The organism is uncultured Muribaculum sp. (genome assembly GCF_910583865.1).
In the GTDB taxonomy this organism is placed as follows: Bacteria; Bacteroidota; Bacteroidia; order Bacteroidales; family Muribaculaceae; genus Muribaculum.
Map to the genome: position 1 here is coordinate 56,842 of NZ_CAJTYX010000007.1, position 20,833 is coordinate 77,674.

A 20,833-nucleotide genomic window follows, 5' to 3' on the forward strand; every position below is an offset into this window, starting at 1 on the left:
CCCGATACGCCTCTTGTTCGCTTTTTTCCTGAACTTGATTTTTTATTAGTGGAATTTGCCTAAATTTGACATGGACAAATAGGCGTGAATTCCTCCCGGAATGGAATATCAGGGCCTCCGAATTCAAAATCTGATATCTGATGCGATACGTTACAATAAAAGATATAGCGGACGCGCTCGGCATTTCCAAGTCGAGCGTATCACGTGCTCTGGCGGGAGATATACGCAACGTCAGTCCGTCGACTATTGAACGCGTCCGCGCCAAGGCGCTGGAGATGGGATATCGTCGTAATATGACGGCTGTGAATCTTCGCGCCAAGGCCAACAAGATCATAGGCATAATAGTGCCTGAGATAACCACGCCCTTTTCGATGGCTTTCGTCACGACGGTGCAAGAAGCAGTGCAGCCGCTCGGCTACAGGGTGCTGATCGCCGTTTCGAGCGAGGATCCTGCGCGCGAACGACAGAATCTCGACATGTTCGAGAACGGGCGTGTCGACGGGCTGCTGGTGTCGGTTACCCATAATCTGGCCAACCGCGACCATTTTGAGAATCTGGTCCGCTCCAATTTCCCTATAGTGTTTTTCGACCGTACCATACGCGACCTTCAATGCTCGTCGGTCTGTTCCAACGACGGACTTATGTCGTTCTTCCTTGTAGAGCATCTCATACGCAGCGGTCGTCGGCGCATAGTGAACCTTGCCGGGCCGTCATACATAGAAAACTCGCGTGCGCGTTCGCAGGGATACCGCGAGGCGCTTGAGAAATTCCACATACCTGTCGACCGCCGTCTTGTTGTGTCGACCGGTGGAGTGTCGGTTGAGGATGGCGCGTCTGCCGTGGAACGCTTGCTTGACGGAGGCATAGACTTCGATGCAATATACTGCTTTACCGAGACGCAGGCTCTCGGGGCAAAACGTACGCTTCAGGAACGTAATATCGTGATTCCGCAGGATGTGGCCATATGTACCATGTCCGGCACCGAGCTGTCGTCGTTCGTCTATCCGCAGATTACGGCAGTGGAGCAGAACGTGGTTGAGATGGCCCGCATTGCCGTGCGTCTGCTTTTGGAGAAGATCGACATACCGAGCGCACCACAGCAGAACATCACGCTCCACTCGTCGCTGATTGTGCGCGGCTCTACCACTTCGGAAGAATAATCATTGACAGAAATAAAGAATATGAGAACTTTATTAGCTACGATGCTTTCGGTGGCGGCAATGGGAGCATTCGCTGAAACCGTCGTCGAGGGAACAGTATCGACCCTCTCCGGCGAGCCTTTGCAGTCGGTAGCAGTGTCCGACGGGCATAATGTGGTGATGACCGATGCCGACGGGCGTTACCGGCTTTCATCACCGCTTGATCTCGGTTACGTGTTCGTGTCGTCGCCCGACGGTTTCGAACCTGCGGAGATGATAGCCAACCGTCCGAAGTTCTGGCAACAAGTGTCACCGGGGAAGGATGTCCGCGCGGATTTCCGGCTCAGGAAATTACCCGTCGACTCGTCGCTTGCCGTGATAGCAGTGGCCGATCTCCAGATTTCCAACCGTGCCGGTGACCGCGAGCGCCTGCGCGGACTATATGTGCCGGATATGAACCGCGCCGTAGATTCGCTCCGGCAGCGCGGACTTAGTCCTATAGTCATCACGCTTGGCGACCAGACGTGCGACCACTACTGGTATGACAACAATTATGGTTTGTCGGACTTCAACGCCGACTTCACTGTAGCCGCGCCCGTCTACCATACTATGGGCAACCACGACAACGACCCTTATTTCGAGGGCGATATTCCGGGTGCATCAACCTGGCACAAGGTGAACGGCCCGTCATATTATTCGTTCAACCGTGGAGGATGCCATTTCGTGGTGCTTGACAATATACTTTACAGAAACGAGGGTGCTACGCCGGGCCATCACGGCAAACGCAACTATCGCACCGGTATTACATCCGAGCAGCTCGATTGGCTTGAGCGCGACCTTGCCACGGTGTCCGACAAGTCGACTCCGCTGTTCCTTACCATGCATGGCATATTGCTCAGCTATCCGGTGGCCGACGGTGACACCGTGAAGAGCGTCTATCGCATGACCGACGGCGGCTCGCGTCTTGATTCGCTGCTTGCACCGTTCAGCCGTGTCAACGTACTCTCCGGGCATGCACACAACAGCCATTTCCAGCACACCCCCGACGGACGCATACGCGAATACAACTATCAGGCGGCATGCGGCACGTGGTGGCCTGCCAAAATCAAGCCGGCGCAGCCCAACTTCTGGATGGGGTGTGACGGTGCTCCCTGGGGGTATGCCATATGGGACTTCTCGACACCAGAACCTTTGCATACCTACAAGGGGTTTGCCATGAGTCCGGACTATCAGATGCGGATCTACGACCTTAATTGCATGGAAATCGGCGATACGACAATCACGAAAGAATATATGCCCGGCGCCCGGGCCAACCGCAACGTGATCCTGGCCAACGTGTGGGCCTATGAGCCCGGGTGCAAGGTGCGTATATTGGAGGATGGACGTGATCTTGAGGTGACACGTGTGAAAGCCCGCGATCCGCTCCACTTTATGCTACGTGCCATACCGCTGACGGCTGCCGGGGTCAATGTCAATAAGGCGTTGATGCCCGAGAACACGGCCCACATGTTCCGTGCGCGTGCCTCTCGTCCCGATACCCCGGTGACCGTCGAGTTTACCGACCTTAATGGGCGCACTTTCACCACTACGCTCTCTCGTCCGGCGCCCCCTTCAATCAAGTGAGATGTAGGAGTTGTGTATGGATACTGAACGTTTTCCTTTACCTTTTAGAGGGAGTGATGCCGTATTTCGACAGTATGTCGAGTATTGGTTGACGTATGGATTTCATCCAGTTTGCATACCCAAGGTCGGAGGGATGGAGTAGGTCCGTGCAGGAATAGCCGTCAGTGTCGGGTTCCGGATATATCATATAGATATTCGGATCGGTCTCCATTGCCTTGCGCACTACCTCTTCAGCGGTTTTCATCTTTTCGGTCTCGCTTTTTTCGATACGTGTATTGAAATTACGGGCGCCGATATGTATTGTCTGCTGGAAGATGATGGGAGTGGAGGGGTGTTTCGTGCGTATGGTTTTTAAGAAATCGTCAAACCGCTCACGGATTTCTGCTGCCGAGGGATTGGAGAATGCATCGAACACGAAGGCGTTGGCATCCGTGTCGGCGAGTACCCTGGCGTAGCTTTGTTGTAGCTTGGAGTTGCCGCCTACTCCGAGGGAGCATACGTCCAGCCCTGTGGCACGTTGGAACTGCAATTGATATGGAATGCCGGCACGGCTCGTGCTCGTACCGTGGGTATAGCTTGAGCCCCAGAACACTATCTTATGCTTGAACGGATTGGGTGCGGCGGTGATCGTGGCTCCGGAATCGATTCCAACATATGCCTCGCGGATGATGCTGCGCAGGGGCAGGTAAAGCAGGCATTCCTTTTCTCCCGATGCCATGTTCTCGACAAGCGCTACAGGCTCGCCCTTTTCCGACGGGACTCCCGAGCCGGCATACAGCCACTTGCCGTCACGACGTATGTAGAGGTCGCATCCCGCTATGGCTATGTCGGTGGTGTTTGGCATTGCATTGCGGAACTCGTAATCGAAATTTGCATATATGTTGCGGCTGTCGGTGTTGAACACGAGTGCGAGTCCCGATGCCGTGACATTGAGGTTGCGACGCTGGAAGTCGGTGAACCCGCCATATCTCAGGGAATCGACACGCGCGTAACGATCGGTGGTGGGCATAAGTTTGCCGATCAGAGTCAGTTCGCTGCCGGGTATATACACAGTATTTTTGCCGCTCAGTGACGGCTGTGCCACGATTGCGCCTATGGCATATGGTACAAGCAGAAATGTGGCGAATAATTTCTTCCTTAATCTCACTTCAATTGTTGCGTTTTTTGGTTGTGGTTAAGAATAGACGATTCGTCCATGTGACAAATCGCTCCCTACAATCAAAGACGCATTGACTATGAAAATCTATAGTATGAAGCGGACGTGTCAGAATAGCCCTCAGGGGTGCCGCTATTTACACCGGTTTTTCTCCGCGATGGTTGGAAGTACTTCCTGTCCGTACACAAAAACGGCGGTATGCCGATTTTGACACACCGCCTTATGGCAGTTTGGGTTATGGTTGCTTCCCATGGGATGCATGGGGAGTCAAAGTGCGGTCATTTCATGACGTCGCGGGCGGGATCGGCCATGGCATGGCGGTAGCCTTTGACGCGGTTCCAGGCGCCACGCGTGAAGTCGGGGACCTCGACGGGGGCGGAGCCGTTTTTGATGGAGATTTCAGACAGGGGTATGAGCGAGCACCATTCCGCCAGGTCGTAGACGTCCATGTCGAGGGGGAGGCCGTTGCGCAGGCAGTAGACGAGGCGGTAGTCCATTATATAGTCCATGCCGCCATGTCCGCCGACCTTGCGTGCGCGGTCGCCTACTTCACGTATGATAGGATGGGTGTACTTCTTTTCGAGGGCCTTTTTCTGGGATGCCGAGACGAACTTGTGGGCGCTGAGGTTCTCGTGGTCGGGCACGTTGTCGCCTCCGGCAATCTGCTCCGGCTCGAAGGAGTAGCCCTGCACGGGATATTTGTTGGCGAATCCCTTGGTGCCGGTGAGCTGGTACATGCGCGAGTAGGGGCGTGGTGTGAGCACGTCGTGCTGAATGTGGAGGGTCTTGCCGTTGGCCGTGCGTATCATGGTCATCGTGTGGTCGCCGTTGAGGAACGTGTCGGGGCGCTCGCCGGTTGTGGCTTCGAGGTAGTCGGGTCCGTTGACGGCTTTGGTGTCCATCGACACGAGGGTTGTCATACGGTCGCCACGGTGCATGTCGAGCAGCTGGCATGCCGGACCTACGCCGTGGGTGGGGTAGACGTCGCCGCGATGGCCGATATTGTACTTCATGCGCCAGTCGTTATGGTAGTATGGCCAAAACTCCTTGAGATCATGGATATAGCTACCCTCCACGTGCAGCACCTCGCCGAACAGGCCTTGCTGGGCCATGTTGAGGGTGTTCATCTCGAAGAAGTCGTAGACGCAGTTCTCGAGCTGCATGCAGTGACGGCGTGTGCGTTCCGAAGTGTCGATGAGCTGCCATATCTCGTCGAGGTTCATGGCCGCAGGCACTTCGATGGCCACATGCTTGCCATGCTCCATGGCATACACGCCCATGGGAGCATGTGTGCGCCAGTCGGTCACGACATATACGAGGTCGATGTCGGGGCGGTCGCACAGTTGCTTCCATGCCTCCGGCGAGCCTGAGTAGGCGGCTGCGTCGGGCAGCCCGGCGCGACGCAGTATCATCTGGGCTGAATCCACGCGGGACGGTTCGAGGTCGCAGAGTGCCACGATCTTGGTGCCGGGGATATGGGTGAAGCGCTCCACGGCGTCGGGACCACGCATGCCGAGACCTATGAAGCCGACACGCACGGTGTCGAGCGGAGCTGCCGCGAACTCGAGCATGTCGGTCTGTCCGGCCGCACGTGCAGGCGTCTCGGTGACGATAGGCGCATATGTGTTGCGGGCCGGAGTGGAAGGCTCGTTGCCGAGGACAGAAACTGTCGGATATGCAAGAAGAGCCGACAGGAAGAGGATGATTTCTTTTTTCATGATCGGTTTAGGGTTAAATCGTGGCACAAAATTATCGAATGATTTCATTTAATGCAAATCCGCAGGAGTAAAAACTGTAGGAAATGCGTGAAAAGCGAAAGATGGCTATGTCGCAGCGTAATCTCCCGCTTTCGTTTTGTGCGATTGCTGTCGGTCTGTCAGAACGAGAATTGAGCCATTGCGCCGAACCTTTTTGCCCGGCGATGTTCGCCGCTGAAGTTACGGCGTTCGCCAAGATCGAACTCTGCGCCGACCTGCATGCGCGGTGTCAGGTTCCAGAACACGTTGACAGCTCCGAACAGGCCGTATTTATATTCATCGGGGCTTACGGCTTTCGCCGGGAGATAGCGCGTCTGGCTTGCTGACACAGACACGAACAGTTCAGGACGGAAATTGTACTGTACTCCAAAGCACCATCCGAATGACGCGGGAGAATAAAGACGTCCCGGCGTGTCAGGATCGCCGATGAGGTCGTAGCTCCCTATCAGAAGGTCGCCACCGAGGCTCTGGTATCCATGTCCGTAGCATACGTTGGCATAGGTGGTGACTGCATAGGCCGGACGAGCCACTGAGCTGAGCATAACTCCCCATCCGACGGTGTTGTGGTTGCGGGCCTCGATCATGTCGCGGTAAGATAGAGTGCGCACTATGCCGGCGAGCCTCACATGCTGCCCCGGCGCCCACTGGTATTGTCCGAATGCGGCGAAGTCGGGCATCCATACGCTGACTTTCTCTGTCGATTCGTTGTCGACAGCCAGTGAAGGTTCGGGTGTCTCCACCGAAACGGCCACTGTCCATCTCTCCTTGAATGTCGGCATATAGCGCACCAGCACCGATGTCGGTGAAATCTTGTTGTTAGGACCCTGCGCGTCGACTGTGGGCGGGAGTGCGGCAGGATCGCTGAATGTGGAGTTGGCATATCCGATGGTGAAGTCGTTGATCACGGCATAAGCCTTCTTCAGATGGAAGTCGCGCGACTGGTAGCCGTTGAAGTTGGCTTCTATGTAGAGCTGGTAGTCGCCGAGCGACTTGTTGCGGCCGAGTACACGGAAAAACAGCGCTGTCCCTGCCGGTGTCGTGCCCAGGTGGCGCATGTCAGTAGGCGATGGATCCATCGGTATCAAGTATGGGGCGAATCCAGATGCCGGTATGGCGCCTCCCCAGTCGTAGTAACCGCGCATTCTCACGCATCCCCCAATTCCCATTGCAAGCTGCGCGTCCTTGCTCAGAAACAGAAAGTATGGGGCGGCGGGGTCGGAAAAGTGGCGGAATTGGTCGTAGTAGAATGCCGAGATCTTGTTCCGTATGGAATCGACATAGGCTTGTGTGTGTATGTCGGCCGGATGTCCGTCGATATAGACGGTCTTGTGCGATTCTACAAGGGAGTCGATCTGTTGGTCGGCGAGCGGTTTGGTCTGCGCATGCGCGCACGTACCGTATATAGAGGCCATGGCTATGACTGCCGTTGTTATCAAGGCACGTATTGGATGTGACGGTTTCATATGTGTGAAAATAATTTGGAGAATGATAAATATATTTATCAAACATCGGAATTTTCAGTTTTGTTTTTAGGGGGTGTTTCATGCCAGAAGTTAAATGCGATATTATCCCTCGCTTTCGCATACTTGGAGACGCTTGCGAGAATACGATGCTTTTAACGTTTCGTTTCGAAAAAATTTAGTAAAAATATTTTTCGAAATGTAAAATGATAATTATATTTGCAGCCGAAAGGGACTGTGCTGTGATGCAGGAAATGATGCCATGAAATGACGGCAATTCGTCCCGAAATTCCGTTAGTGACGCAATTAAGAACCTAAATGATTAAAAATGAATTTGTTAAGGGGGGGGGGGGTAAAACTCCATGCGATTATATCCCCGCTTGTGAAGAGCGTCGGATATGGCGTGACTGTCTGAGGAACGTCCTTTATGGCGGTTTGTTCATCGCCATGTCAATATGCGCTACATCATGTTCGACGTCGGATAATGACTCCGGATCGCCGGTGGAGCCTCCGGTAGAGATTCCTGATGAGCCGACCGGTCCTGTTGACTACAGTGCGCTTAAGGGCTTTGTCCGGGAAAGCGCCTCTGCCGCCGACTATTGCCGCAGTTTCAGTGCGGCCTCCGATCAATTCCGCCTTGTCTCCAAAGCCGGAAAGTCGGTCAGCGTGGATAAGGGCGGCGTGCCCTACCTGCTGCTTAATGCCGCCGGCGACATTCTTGTCGACGGCAAGAACTTTCGTGGCGACGAGACCCCTGTCATCAACCGGAATGTGGCGCCATCCGTGTCTGTCAGTGCCTCTGGCAACCTGCTCGTGGAGGGCAAGGACCTTGGCGTAAAAGCGGGCGACGTGCTTCGTTGCGTGATCAACGCCCGCAAACACATATATTTTTGCTTCTCGGATGGAACCATGACTCTTCCGAGCGAAGTTTTCGTGCCATACAATCCCTCGCTTCCTGTCGATGTCGCAAAGCTCGACATACTATTTATCGGAAACAGCTTCACCGTAGACGCTACCGAGCATCTTCCCGGCATGCTTGCCGCCTCGGGCATAAACAATGTCAACATGACGCGCCTGTACCATGGGGGATACACGCTTCCTGAATATCATGCCAATTTCTCGAGTGAAGTGTGCGCACGCTACGACTATGCCCCGGGCGCACAGTCGTGGGGCGGAAACGCTACTCTCGATGACAAGCCTTCCGACGCTCTTGCCGCCCGCGACTGGGATGTGATCGTCGTGCAGGAGCATACAGGCCGCAGCGAGGCCTGGTCGTGGCCCGGGGTACTCGGGCCTGCCGTGGAGGGATTGCGCGACAGGTTCTATGAGAGCCGTCCCGACCACAGGCCGACGGTGGTCTACCTTATGTCGCAGACATACAGCACCGGCTCTGACGTGCTTATCCGGAATTTTGACAACAGCCGCGATAAGATGTTCGCCACCACGACCGCTGTCGTTAAGCAGCTTATGGACGAGACCGGCATAGACATGGTGGTCTCCACGGGAGCCGTGCTTGAGAACCTGCGGACCTCACGGGTCAACAATGACATGCAGCTCACCCGCGACAGCTATCATATGGATTTCGGGCTGAGCCGCTACGCCGCAGCCTGTGCCATTTTCGAGACGGTCATAACTCCCGCCACAGGAAAGAAAATCGGTGACTGCCCGTACCGCTACTCCAAGTCGAGCACTGAATCGGGAAAATACTCCACTCCCGTCACCGACGATAACGCCCCGGTGGCGCAGCGTGCCGCCCACGAGGCCGTGAAACATCCGTTTGCAGTCACTTCAATCGACTGACCTCCGCTCTATGCGCTTTCATGAGCGCCGGGCTTCTCATGCCTTCTCTCTAACCTTAAATATGTGAATACTGTAATTAATTATTAACTAACCCCAACATCTAATGAAACCAAACAGTGTGACTACAGTGAACACGCCGCGGAGCATTCTCTTGAGGATTGCCACCGTAGTGATGATGTCGCTGTTCATGTTCGTTCCGCCCGCATCCGCGCAGGAATCAGGCGCGCTGATAAAAGGTGTGGTGAGCGACGAGACCGGTGAGCCTCTCACAGGGGCCGTGGTGAGAATCCCCGGCACATCACGCGGCACATCCACCGACATTGATGGAGCGTATGCCATACGCGCCTCGAAAGGCGAGACCATCGAATTCGCCTACATCGGCTATGACAAGCAGCAGGTGAAGGTAAAGGAATCGCCGGCCACTATCAATGTGACCCTGAATCCGAATGCACAGATGCAGATGGACGAAGTGGTGGTAATCGGCTACGGTACGGTAAAGAAAACCGATATGACCGGTTCTGTCACCAATGTCAAGATGAGCGACATCAAGGACGCTCCCGTCCTCTCTGTCGACCAGGCCCTTCAGGGTCGAATCGCCGGTGCCGACATCATGAGCAGTACGGGTGAGCCTGGATCCAACACATCGATCCGCATCCGAGGCACACGCTCCATCACCGCGTCCAACGAACCCCTTATCGTGGTCGACGGCGTGATGGATGCCGTGCACGACCTCAACGACCTCAACATGGCCGACATACAGTCGATTTCCGTCCTAAAGGATGCCTCGTCGACAGCCATCTACGGTTCGCGCGGCTCCAACGGCGTAATCATCGTCACCACCAAGAAAGGCAGCAGCACGTCAGGCAAGCCCAACATCACCCTCAAGGCCGATGTCGGGTTCTCGCAACTCCCCCGCGGTCTCGATATCATGGACGCATCGGAGTTTGCCCAGTACCGTAACGACTATACCTACTTCAGCACCACCGGTGAGGATACCGACGTGAAGGATGGTGTTCCCTTGAACAAGTACCCTTATCCGGATCCGTTCTCTATGAGAGGCACCGACTGGATCAAAGAGATCACACGTACTGCCCCGACGCAGAACTACGCCCTCTCTATCTCCGGACGCACAGCCAAGACAAGCTACTACGGTTCTCTCAGCTACAACGACACCGAAGGTATCATCCAGAACAGCGGCATGAAGCGTTTCACGGGACGCCTAAGCCTTGAACATGAGTTCGCGAAATGGATCAAGGTGGGTTATAAGGGTAGCTATACACACCGTGACCAGGACATAAACCTTGCTTCGATCGGCGGATCTTCGCCCAATCAGGGCGCAATGTACCTCAGTCCGCTTATCAGCCCCTCCGACAACTACAACCCCTTCTACGGCAACGGGCAGAAGATCAATACTCCTCGTGCCACCATCGACCTCAACACCAACAACTTCAAGCGCAGGTCGATGAACCACTCAATTACTTTCGACATCAGCATCCTCCCCAACCTCAAGCTCCGCAGCCAGAACTCGTACTATACTTACGACCGCGAGCAGTTCCGTTACTATCCCTCCACACTACCCCGCAAGAGCGAAGGCGAGGGCGGCGAGGCCTACCGCGCTGACTGGAAAGAGTGGACGCTTTCTTCGGAAAACACCCTTACATGGAATCTGGAGACCAAGAGCGGGCACAATCTCGACATAATGGGCGGTTTCACCGGCTACAAGTACCATAGCGACAACTTCACCCTCGAAGGCAAGGGATATCTTGACGACAACGTGAAGTGGAACAACATGAATGCCGTACCTGACAAGGAAACATACTCGGCAGGCACATCCACCTCCAACAAGACCAAGATGTCGGCTCTCGCGCGCTTCAACTACAACTACAAGCAGCGCTACTATGTGACTTTCACCGGACGTTACGATGGCGCATCCAACTTTGCCGCCAACAACAAGTGGGCATTCTTCCCCTCGGGCGCCTTGAAGTGGAACGTCGCCAACGAGAAATTCATGAAAAATCTCACATGGCTTGACGAATTGTCCATCCGCCTCAGTGCCGGACGCACCGGTAACGACGCTATCTCCGCCTACCGTTCGATGGCGGCTCTCGGCACGACCACCGGAGGCTACCTTTTCGGTGGCTCACAGCCTGTCACTTTCTATCCCAGCCGTCTCGCGTCGCCCAACCTCACATGGGAAAAGACCGACCTCTATAACGTTGCCGCCGACATGTCGTTCCTGAATGGGCGCATCGTGGTCACTGCCGAAGGCTACATCTCAAAGACTTCCGACCTGCTCCTCAACGTGCAGACCGCCACACAGTCGGGCTACACATCGCGCTTCACCAACCTCGGCAAGACCTCCAACAAAGGTGTCGAGCTGAGCATCGAGTCGCGCAACATATCCAACCGCAATTTCTCCTGGACCACCAACTTCACCATCGCCCACAATGAGCAGATGGTCGATGAGATAGGTTCCGAGGACTTCGTAACCGCCATGAACTCCCCCGGCAACTCGCCCTACATGATGATGGGCTACGTAAAGGGAAAGCCCCTCAACTCGCTCTGGGGATTCCGCTATGCGGGTGTATGGCACAACGAAGAGGAGTATTACCGCAACAAGGTCACAAAGGCCTATGTGGCTGCCGAGACTCTCAATGACAGCAACATCGCAAACAAGCTCGGTACTCCACGCTATCTTGACCAGAACCGTGACGGTGTGCTCAGCCAGGACGACCTCGTGTATCTCGGCAATGCCGACCCCATACTCTACGGTGGCCTGCAGAACAACTTCCGTCTCGGTAACTTCCGCCTCGGTGTATATTTCACTTACTCCATCGGCGGCAAGATTTACAACTACTCCGAGTTCTATATGGCCGGCGGATATTCCACCAACCAGTGGCGCTATATGCTCGACGCCTGGCATCCCGTGCGCAATCCCCAGTCGGATTATCCGCGAGCAGGCTGCCTGACAAACGTTCCTCCATCCGACTTCATGGTGTATGACGCTTCCTATCTGCGATTGAAGAACGTGACGTTCAGCTACAACCTCGACCTCAGTGACAAGTGCAAGTTCATGCGTGACATCCAGTTTACCGTATCCGGTGAAAACCTCTGGTTATGGAAGAAGTACACGGGATTTGACCCTGACGTCTCCACCGACGACTCCTCGACGCTGCGTCGTGTCGACATGGGTGCATATCCTAAGGCACGCACTATCGTATTCAGCATACAGATGCGTTACTGATTCTCTCCATACGCACAGTCAAACTTTTTAACAATTGACCAACATGAAAATCAGATATTTCATAACAGCTGTATTGGTGGCTGCCTCGACGGTTTTCAACGGGTGCTCTCTTGACGAGAAGATGGAATCTTCCGAACCGCAGACCTTCTTCCAGACGAGGGCGCAGTGTGTCTCTGCCGTCAACTCATGCTATTATACGCTGAAAAACCTGTATACAAATGTAATGATGATCGCCACCGAAGGTGTCACCGACCTGGCGGTTATCTATTCGGCGACTGTCGACTGCACACTCGACATCTCCCCGTCGCAGCCTCGATTCGGCGCCACCGTCTGGACGCAGGCCTACAAGGGTGTCATGTTCTGCAACTCGGCTATCGCCGGCATCGAGCGTTCTCCTCTCCCCGCGAAAGACAAGATAGAGCTGAAAGGCGAGGCTCAGATCATGAGAGCTTTCTATTATTATCTCCTCACCAGTTTCTTCGGCGATGTGCCCTACTATACTGTCGACGTGGCCACACAGGAACTGCAGATTGAAGTGGCGCATCTGCCGCGCATGTCGGCCGTAGAGACCCGCAACAAGTTGATTGCCGAGCTTCAGGAACTTTGCCCGCTTCTGCCGCAGGAACGCACCTCCGACGTAAAGGAAAACCGAGCAGGAGCTGCCATGGGATGGATGCTCATCGCCAAGATGGCCGCATGGAACAAGGACTGGGACACTGTCATCGACGCTGTCGACAGGCTTGAGGAGATTTATGGCGATCTCGGGCAGTATCCCCTTGAGGATATAATGTTCCGCAACAAGAACACCCCGGAGTCTATCTTCGAGATACAGCACACCTACACCCTGGGCGGTGTCAACTACTCCTCCAACGTGGCGGCTATCTGCATGCCTTACCCAAAGACCCAGAACAAGCCCATCTACGACAAGGTGGAAATCGAGGAGCTCGGCGCTACCGCTACGGCATGGCAGCCGATGCGTCCAAGCGCTTTCCTTGCCGGCTCGCTTCTGTACAAGGGTGTCAACGACAAGCGCGATGCCATCACGCTCATACATGACGGACTGAACGGGCAGAAGTTCTCCACGACAGGCTATACCTGGATGGGACGCAAGTTCTGGTGTCCCGGCATGTACCAGACCTACGACTCCAACAATTACAAGGTGTTCCGTTATGCCGACGCATTGCTTCTGAAGGCCGAGGCTTATTGCATGAAGGAGACAGACGCCGCTACTGCGGTAGAGTACCTCAACAAGACGAGGCGTCGTGCAGAAGCCGGCGACTATACATTCCGCAACTGGACAAAGCTTTTCCAGGAGATCATGGACGAGCGTGCCCGCGAGCTGTTCGGTGAGTTCCAGCGCAAGTTCGACCTCGTGCGTTGGGGCAACTGGTACGAGCGTGTCCAGGCATTCAGCAACTACGACAAAGTACAGGCGAATATCCAGCCATGTCATGAGTACTATCCCATCCCTGACACCGAAGTCGTTTACTCCGGATATGCTCTCGACAACAATGCATACAAGGCATGCGGCCTGTAGCCCTCCTTATCACACAATATATTAATAACAACAGAAATATGAAAACATCATATATGAAAGGCCGGCTTCTGTTCAAAGCCATGTTCATGGCCCTTGTCGCGGTGTTGGCATCGTGTCAGGAGGACTACAAGCTGGAATTGCCGCTCGCTTTGACACAGGAGGAGCTGACGCTGGGAGCATCCGGCGGCTCTACCCACGTGCTCGTCTACAGCACCGGCAACTGGACAGCCACCTTGAAAGACCCTGACGACGCATCATGGGCATCCATAGAGATGGGTTCCGGCAAGGAAAACGGCGAGTTTATCTTTAATTATGCGAAGAACCCCGGCCTCGGACGTCAGGCCATGATCGTCATAACAACCGGCTCCGAGACCAAGGAACTTGCAATGAACCAGTCGGGCTATGTGACAGCACCCAACCTGGCGCTGTTGAACCAGAACTTCGCGATGCCCTCATGGGAGTCGACAAGTTCGGTTCCGTTCTCCACCAACCTCGACCTTGCGCTCGACCGCATCTATGCGATAATCGATTACGGTGACTTCGATACTGCCGACGGTGCCGACAACTCCGCCGTAGAGACTGTCCGCGCTACCAAGGAAAATCCCGGATGGCTCACCGACATCGTTGTCGAAGAGGACACCGTCCGCTTCAAGGTGGCTGAAAACACCGACGGACTGCCCCGTGTGGCCCGTCTGACGCTCCGCGCCACCAACGAGGCCACCGCCCGCAACTACAACACCCAGGCTTTCGTGACGCAGACGGCCACTACCGGCTACATGCGCTTCAATGCCCCCGAACAGCCTGCCGAGGTAGAGTCGTTCGAAAAGACCGTCTCTTTCCTCTGGGACACCAACATGGAGACATACTTCAACAAGTTGGAATTCGATGTCACCTATGAGGAGGCCGGCGAGCCTTGGATCAGCAATCTCAAACCTCTCAAGAGCGGCCTTCAGGCAGATATCGCCGAAAGCACTTTCGCAGGTCAGCGCCATGCCACCATCACGGTTACTTACAACGGTCCCGAGGGCAACGTGACGGCAGTACGCGAGGTGGTTCAGGCTGAACCTTCGCTAGAAGTGCCTTTCGCCGACCTGCGTGCACGCCTCACCTCCGCAGGTACTCTCAATCTTGAGCGCGATTATATCATGGCACAGGTGATTTCAGATCCGGGCAATGCCAACCTCGAGACAAATCCGCAGCCTACCTGGACTACCGTCGATTTTAACGAGAGCACACAGACTGCCTATATACAGAGTCTCGACGGAAAATATGGTTTCCGCGTCAAACTGGCTTCGGGAGAGTCTCCGGAGGTACTCCCGCGCTATGCGACGGTTAAGATATCTCTTGCCGACCTTGTTATGGAACGTGAGGATGCCCCCGCGCGCTATACCCTGCGCAATTTCAAGGCAGTGAATGTCCTTGAATCAGCTGCAGGCACAGAAGCCGCTCTCCCGGTTAAGGAACGCCACATCAATCAGCTTACCGATGACGATATATATACGTTCTGTGCCATGAAGGACATGGAGCTTGTCATTCGTTACGGCTCGTGGACCAATCTGCGTCATGACTTTGTGTTGAAGCATGAGACGTTCGCTCCGAATGGAGCTACCGCGCATCGTTGCGACTGTTTCCCGCGTTTCTTCCGCGACATCAACGGAGATAACATCCCGATGCTCATAAATGCTTATACACCTTGGCGTTGCGATGGCAAAAATGTACCCAAGGGATCCGGTACTGTAAATGCCATTGTGGTGCATTCTCCTCTGAAACGGCAGTCTGCCAATGATGAGATGGGCACATATCAATTGCGTGTGCTTGGCCGCGATGACATCCGACTTGATGAAAACAACGGATTCTCCACTGTCCTCACCGAATGGGAGTGGTTCACATCTACGTCGATATCAAAAGCATCCGGATCGGAAACTCGTATCAATCCGCGTATCGGCAACGGTTATATGGATACCAATGCACCGAAAGTCACACTGTCCGGTTCCGGCAATCCTGCCGCTGTCACCGGAACCACGGGTGGATTCTTCAATAAGACTTTCGACGTGAAGTCTAATACTACTTCTGCATTCCGTTACAACCTCAGCTGGTGGGATTTCACTGAAAAGAAAGGATATTCCGTATTCTGGAACTTCTCGACAGCGGGTATTTCCGGTTCAAATCTGTCACTGATGATGACTTGTGCTTCCGGATATCAGAATATCACGGATGTGGTGCCTACGTATTGGAACATTGAATATTCTACCGACGGGGTCAACTTCACTACGCTTAAAAAGAAATGGGTCATTTATCCATGTCCTGTTTATGCGTATGAACTTGGCGACTGTGCTCCCGGTAATGCCGAGGTTATTCTTGAACTCCCCGATGCGCTTTTCGGACAGGAGTCGGTTACCGTGAGAATGACTGCTGCATCTGCAAAGAACACTACCAAGGCCGGAATTGGAAAAGGTACATTGAAGGCTACTAATATTGTAAGCGGCAACCAGCCTTATCTCCGATTCGATGCGATTACAATTAAGTATAACAAGTAACGACTTTCATCTCATCATGAAATATAGCATTTCAAATATAGGAAAGCTGATCGCATGCATTGCCGCGCCATTTTTGGTGGCGGCGTGCAGCGACGACGAAATCGACAACAGCTCCGTGGTTGAATTCGGTATTACCGGGAATATTTTCACGGTAAGCGCCAACGCCGGACATGTCGATCTCCAGCTCATGTCCAACCAGAATTGCCATCTCCGATTCGAGGAGGAGACACCCTGGGCGGAAATAAGCGTGCAGGATGTAAACGGCGATTCCAAGTTCTACATCGACTACGATGACAACCCCGATTTCCCCCGTATCGCCAAGGTTATCGTGGAAGCCCGTGGCAAGCAGCTCGCCGACACTATAGTGCTGCGTCAGCGCGGTCTTGTCACTCCGTCCGTATCACTCGCCTCCGGCTCCATGATACTCAATGGCAGTGCGGCCGGCTCCAACCAAGGGATAATGACCACCAATCTCGACTTTTCCTCCGATGTCAAGCCTGAAGTCGTCTATACGGGCGGTGAAGGTACGGATTGGATCGAGAGCGTGACATCCGATGCCGCTCCCCGTGGCGATGGCGAATCACATCTTGTGATTGCCTACAAGCCCAACACTTCGGCAAATCCGCGTTCGGCGACTCTCAACCTCACATACGACAACGGGTGGGGTGAGATGCAGTCCGTGTCATTGTTCATCACACAGAAGAACAACCGCGACGAGCTGGGACGCAACGTGTCGTTTGAGGAAGTGAGGAATCTGGCAAAGATGAGCGCCGATGTCACGATTGACGACTATCTTATTCTAACCGGATATGTGGTGAGTGACAAGGCGTCGCGCAATGCCGGAGACAATATCCAGCTGACTCCTACCAGCATCGACTACTCCATATGCGACCGCACCGTCTACTTCGAGAGCCTCGACGGGAAGTACGGTTTCAACATCCTTACCGCTACAAAGGAGGACAATGTGTTTGACCGTTACGACAAGGTCGACCTCCTGCTCAAGGGTGTGGTGCTCCATGCCGAGAACGATCCCTACAGGTATAATCTGTCTGGCATAACCACCTCGATGATTGTTGGCCGCTCCGCCGGTTCGGCATCGGATATCCCCGTGAAGGAGAAATACATCTCCGAGCTTACCGACGATGACATCAATACGTTCGTGACTCTCAAGGATTGTGAGTTTGGCGTGCGCAAAGGGCCGCTCGCTCCGATTCACGACGGTTATACTCTTGCCGACAACGCCCACCGTATGACCAAGTATCCGCGTCTGATGCGCGACATACAGGGTTCGAGCATCTACCTCTACACCAACACAACCTGTCCTTACCGCCGTACCGGCAAAAAACTCCCTTACGGCTCAGGCAAGATCTCGGGTGTGGTAGTGTTTGAATACTTCAAGGCGTATGTCTACGGTGACGGATACGATACCGACACTCATGGACGCATCGGTACTTATCAGCTCCGCCACCAGTCGTATGATGACATCCGCTTCAACGAAAGCGAATCTTTCTCTACGATTCTCACAGAATATAACTATGTGAAAGGCAAGAAAACCGACGCCGACGGACGCTACTACTGGTATCCTACATGGGGCAACAACGGACGCTTCACGCATTCATGCCTCCGCTACAAGAACACATGCTACGCCACCACTACCTGGAATTACCTCGGATGGACAGGCACGGCAAAAGGTGTGGCCCCGTTCCGCGGGCATGTCGGCAATGACGGCAACGGTCGTGGCATCATCCTTGAGGACGGCACAAACTGGGGTGCTACAGGTACCAATCCGAACAGTGATGGCAAAGGCCAGAACACCAGCACTAACGGCGATTCCTGGTGCACACAGTACTGGTGGGAGGAAGCCAAAGAGGAAGGGCAGGAAGATCAGCCAAACTACTGGCTCGCCGAGTTCTCCACCGCAGGCATTTCCACCGATAGGCTTTCCATGCAGATTTCCGTGCAGGGCGGACGTGCTTTGGAATTGGTAAGCCCCATATACTGGGCTTGCGAATGGACTACCGGCGCTCCTTTCGATGAAAACACCCGTTGGGAGAGAATCGGCGAATACCAGGTGCCCGACTTCCCTATCTGGAACAATTACCACGAATGGCAGCTCCCGGCGTTCAAGCATATCGACTTCCCTCTGCCGCTGACAATGTTGGGGCACGAGAAGGTATATGTACGTTTCTTGCCGACAAGCAAGAGGGCCAACACGTCATACGGCTTTGATGCAGGCGAAATCGGCCAGGAAGGTTCGGCCCAGAATCCTTACAGCACCTCCGGCAGCGCGATGGAATACTTTGCTATCCGTTACAACAAGTGATTTCCAACAAATTATTTAGAAAATGAAACTAAGAAATATATTGATGGCCGCCTCGCTGCTGATGCTTTCCGCCTGTGGCGACGACAACGATGACAAGCAGGTGGTGGAGCAGGTGACCGGCCCTACCGAGGTGACGCTAATATCCTGCGACATCCTTACCGATGAGGCCACCCAGGCCGGCGACCTGTCATGGAAAAAGCGTCGCGTTGCCTTGCTCGGTATGCTCGAGACCGAAAAGCCCGACATCATGTGCATGCAGGGGCAGTACTGGAATCAGGTCGTGTATCTCGAACAGAAGCTTGCCGGCACATATACTATAGTCGACCATGCGGTTGAAGGTGATGACTCGGAAAAGGGTCGCCACAATTCGGTGATGTACCGTTCCGACAAGTACACCCTCGAAAAGGAAGGCCGTTTCTGGCTCAGCCAGACCCCCAACTCCAAGACCAATCCGTGGGCGGCCACCGACAACGAGCGACGTATAGCCACATGGCTGCTCCTCAAGGATAACAGCACCCGCGCGCGTTTCTACGTGGTAAGCACCGGCTTGAACACCGGCGACCTCGCCGAGGACATGCAGGCACGCGTGAACAGCGCCGACCTGATCGTGACAAAGTTTCAGGAATTCATGGAGACCGACGGCATCGACATCCCTGTCATTCTCGCCGGCAACATGAACGCCTCATATGCCGCCGACGACACCCGCCGCGACTGCCTGAAGCCGTATCTCGCCTGGATGGAGTCCGTACGCGACGAAGCGCCGACCACAGATACGAAGCCGAGCTACAATGGCCTTGGACGTCCCGCTTCCGGAGTCTGCCTGGTGCCCGACCATATCTTCATATACAAGGCGCAGGCATTGGAGTTCGCCACTCTCGACGGTAATTACGGAGTGCCTTACATCTCCGACCACAACCCTATTTCCTGCAAAGTCAAATTTTGAATTGAATTAAGATGATGAAAGCAAAATATCTGTTGCCTCTCTCGCTGTTTTTCGTAAGCGCCACGGCATGCGGCTCCGATGATGACGACGCTGTCGCATCCTCGTCGGAGGTGCCGGGCACTCCGATGAAGGTGATGTCATATAATATCCGATATTCCAACACCATTGACTTGGGTGACACTTCATGGGACGCACGCCGTCAACCGAGCATCGACATGATTCGTGACGAGAATCCCGACATAATCGGCCTCCAGGAGCCGCGTCCCGACCAGCGCGAGGATCTGGTTGCGGGCCTCGGTGATGTCTACACTCTCTATTGCGCCGTCGACAACGGTGTGGCCGACAACCGCACCGGCCATACGGCCATAATGTACCGTACCGACCGCTTTACCGTGCTTGACAAAGGTCACTTCTGGCTCAGCCCGACGCCCGACGAGGAGTCGCGCCCGGCATGGGGTGCAGAGGACACCCAGTTCCGCACTACCGTATGGCTGCATCTCTACGATAATGTGGCGAAGAAGGAGCTGTATTTCTTTAATACACACCTGCCATATAAGTCAGCCGATATAACCGCCCGTACGGAAAGCGTGAAGCTGAATGTATCACGCATGAAGGAGAAGGCCGGACGTTCAATGCCTGTGTTCATCACCGGTGACATGAACTGTTCATATTATTCCACCGACGAACGTCGAGTCAGCCTTGAACCATATCACGAATGGATGTGGGCCGCACGCGACGAGGCTGTCAACCTCAATCCCGAAAGCTATAGCTTCAACGGATTCGGCGACGGGACTCCCGCACCGCGCTGGAATCTCGACCACATATTCTACCGTAAGGTCACTCCCCTCGAATTCAAGGTGGTCGACAGCGACAAGTATGGTGTTAAGTACGTTTCCGACCACTATCCCATCACCCTGACGCTGAAATACTGATCGGAAGTAACTCGCAAAAATTATCTTATGGCGGTGCGCCGGACTCCGGCACACCGCCTTTTGTGCAATGATAAGCAGGTCTGACCCGTCCGACCTGTCAGACTCGTCAGACTGGTCCGACCGACTTCCGCGCCCCGTCCGACCGAGCTGCCTGACCGACAAGGTTGTTTGATTTATTTTACATAATTTTATGCACATATTGCGAATTTCTGTGTAAGATTTTGTTTTTATGGCATAATGTCATAAATTTGCAGCAAGAAATAGCAAATATTAGCCTATGACGCTACGCACTTATATTATCGGCATTCTCGGCCTCGTGGTCGGTGTCCTTATTTCCGTCCTTATACTATATGGAGGGGCTTGGTGAGTGTGCCGTCGGAAA

Annotated in this window: 12 protein-coding genes; 9 read left to right on the top strand and 3 right to left on the bottom strand. The window is 54.2% G+C overall.

The genetic code is table 11. From position 1 onward, the window contains the following. Positions 1–140: 140 nt before the first annotated feature. Positions 141–1,160 (top strand): LacI family DNA-binding transcriptional regulator, encoded by a 1,020-nt coding sequence (locus tag QZ303_RS02865; protein ID WP_295728822.1) that lies wholly within the window; start codon positions 141–143, stop codon positions 1,158–1,160. 21 nt (positions 1,161–1,181) lie between these two features. Beyond that, positions 1,182–2,762: a calcineurin-like phosphoesterase family protein gene (locus QZ303_RS02870; RefSeq protein WP_295728825.1), complete on the top strand. Its 1,581-nt coding sequence runs from the start codon at positions 1,182–1,184 to the stop codon at positions 2,760–2,762. 37 nt (positions 2,763–2,799) lie between these two features. Here QZ303_RS02870 and QZ303_RS02875 read toward each other — a convergent pair whose 3' ends face one another. The 3 genes from QZ303_RS02875 to QZ303_RS02885 form a co-directional block, all read right to left on the bottom strand. Then, positions 2,800–3,909, bottom strand: coding sequence for an SGNH/GDSL hydrolase family protein (locus QZ303_RS02875; RefSeq protein WP_295728828.1), 1,110 nt, complete (start codon positions 3,907–3,909; stop codon positions 2,800–2,802). A 287-nt stretch (positions 3,910–4,196) separates the two neighbouring features. After that, on the bottom strand, positions 4,197–5,636 hold the full coding sequence (locus tag QZ303_RS02880; protein ID WP_295728830.1) for a Gfo/Idh/MocA family oxidoreductase: 1,440 nt from the start codon (positions 5,634–5,636) through the stop codon (positions 4,197–4,199). A 158-nt stretch (positions 5,637–5,794) separates the two neighbouring features. After that, the gene (locus tag QZ303_RS02885; protein WP_295728833.1) at positions 5,795–7,138 is read right to left on the bottom strand and encodes a hypothetical protein; all 1,344 of its coding nucleotides are present in this window, start codon (positions 7,136–7,138) and stop codon (positions 5,795–5,797) included. Between the two features lie 444 nt (positions 7,139–7,582). Between QZ303_RS02885 and QZ303_RS02890 the strand changes: the two genes are divergently transcribed. From QZ303_RS02890 to QZ303_RS02920, 7 genes are all read left to right on the top strand, one after another. Continuing rightward, positions 7,583–8,935 (top strand): DUF4886 domain-containing protein, encoded by a 1,353-nt coding sequence (locus QZ303_RS02890; RefSeq protein ID WP_295728836.1) that lies wholly within the window; start codon positions 7,583–7,585, stop codon positions 8,933–8,935. A 175-nt stretch (positions 8,936–9,110) separates the two neighbouring features. Next, positions 9,111–12,179 carry a TonB-dependent receptor gene (locus tag QZ303_RS02895; RefSeq protein ID WP_295728873.1) on the top strand — a complete coding sequence of 1,023 codons (3,069 nt, stop codon included), beginning with the start codon at positions 9,111–9,113 and terminating at the stop codon, positions 12,177–12,179. 43 nt (positions 12,180–12,222) lie between these two features. After that, positions 12,223–13,716 (top strand): RagB/SusD family nutrient uptake outer membrane protein, encoded by a 1,494-nt coding sequence (locus tag QZ303_RS02900; protein WP_295728839.1) that lies wholly within the window; start codon positions 12,223–12,225, stop codon positions 13,714–13,716. A 38-nt stretch (positions 13,717–13,754) separates the two neighbouring features. Then, positions 13,755–16,253, top strand: coding sequence for a BACON domain-containing carbohydrate-binding protein (locus QZ303_RS02905; RefSeq protein WP_295728842.1), 2,499 nt, complete (start codon positions 13,755–13,757; stop codon positions 16,251–16,253). A 16-nt stretch (positions 16,254–16,269) separates the two neighbouring features. After that, the gene (locus QZ303_RS02910; protein WP_295728845.1) at positions 16,270–18,576 is read left to right on the top strand and encodes a DUF5689 domain-containing protein; all 2,307 of its coding nucleotides are present in this window, start codon (positions 16,270–16,272) and stop codon (positions 18,574–18,576) included. A 22-nt stretch (positions 18,577–18,598) separates the two neighbouring features. Next, entirely contained in the window at positions 18,599–19,519 is a 921-nt protein-coding gene (locus QZ303_RS02915) for an endonuclease/exonuclease/phosphatase family protein (RefSeq protein WP_295728849.1), read from the top strand. An 11-nt stretch (positions 19,520–19,530) separates the two neighbouring features. Then, positions 19,531–20,451, top strand: a complete 921-nt coding sequence (locus QZ303_RS02920) for an endonuclease/exonuclease/phosphatase family protein (RefSeq protein ID WP_295728851.1) — start codon at positions 19,531–19,533, stop codon at positions 20,449–20,451. The last annotated feature ends 382 nt before the right edge of the window (positions 20,452–20,833 follow it).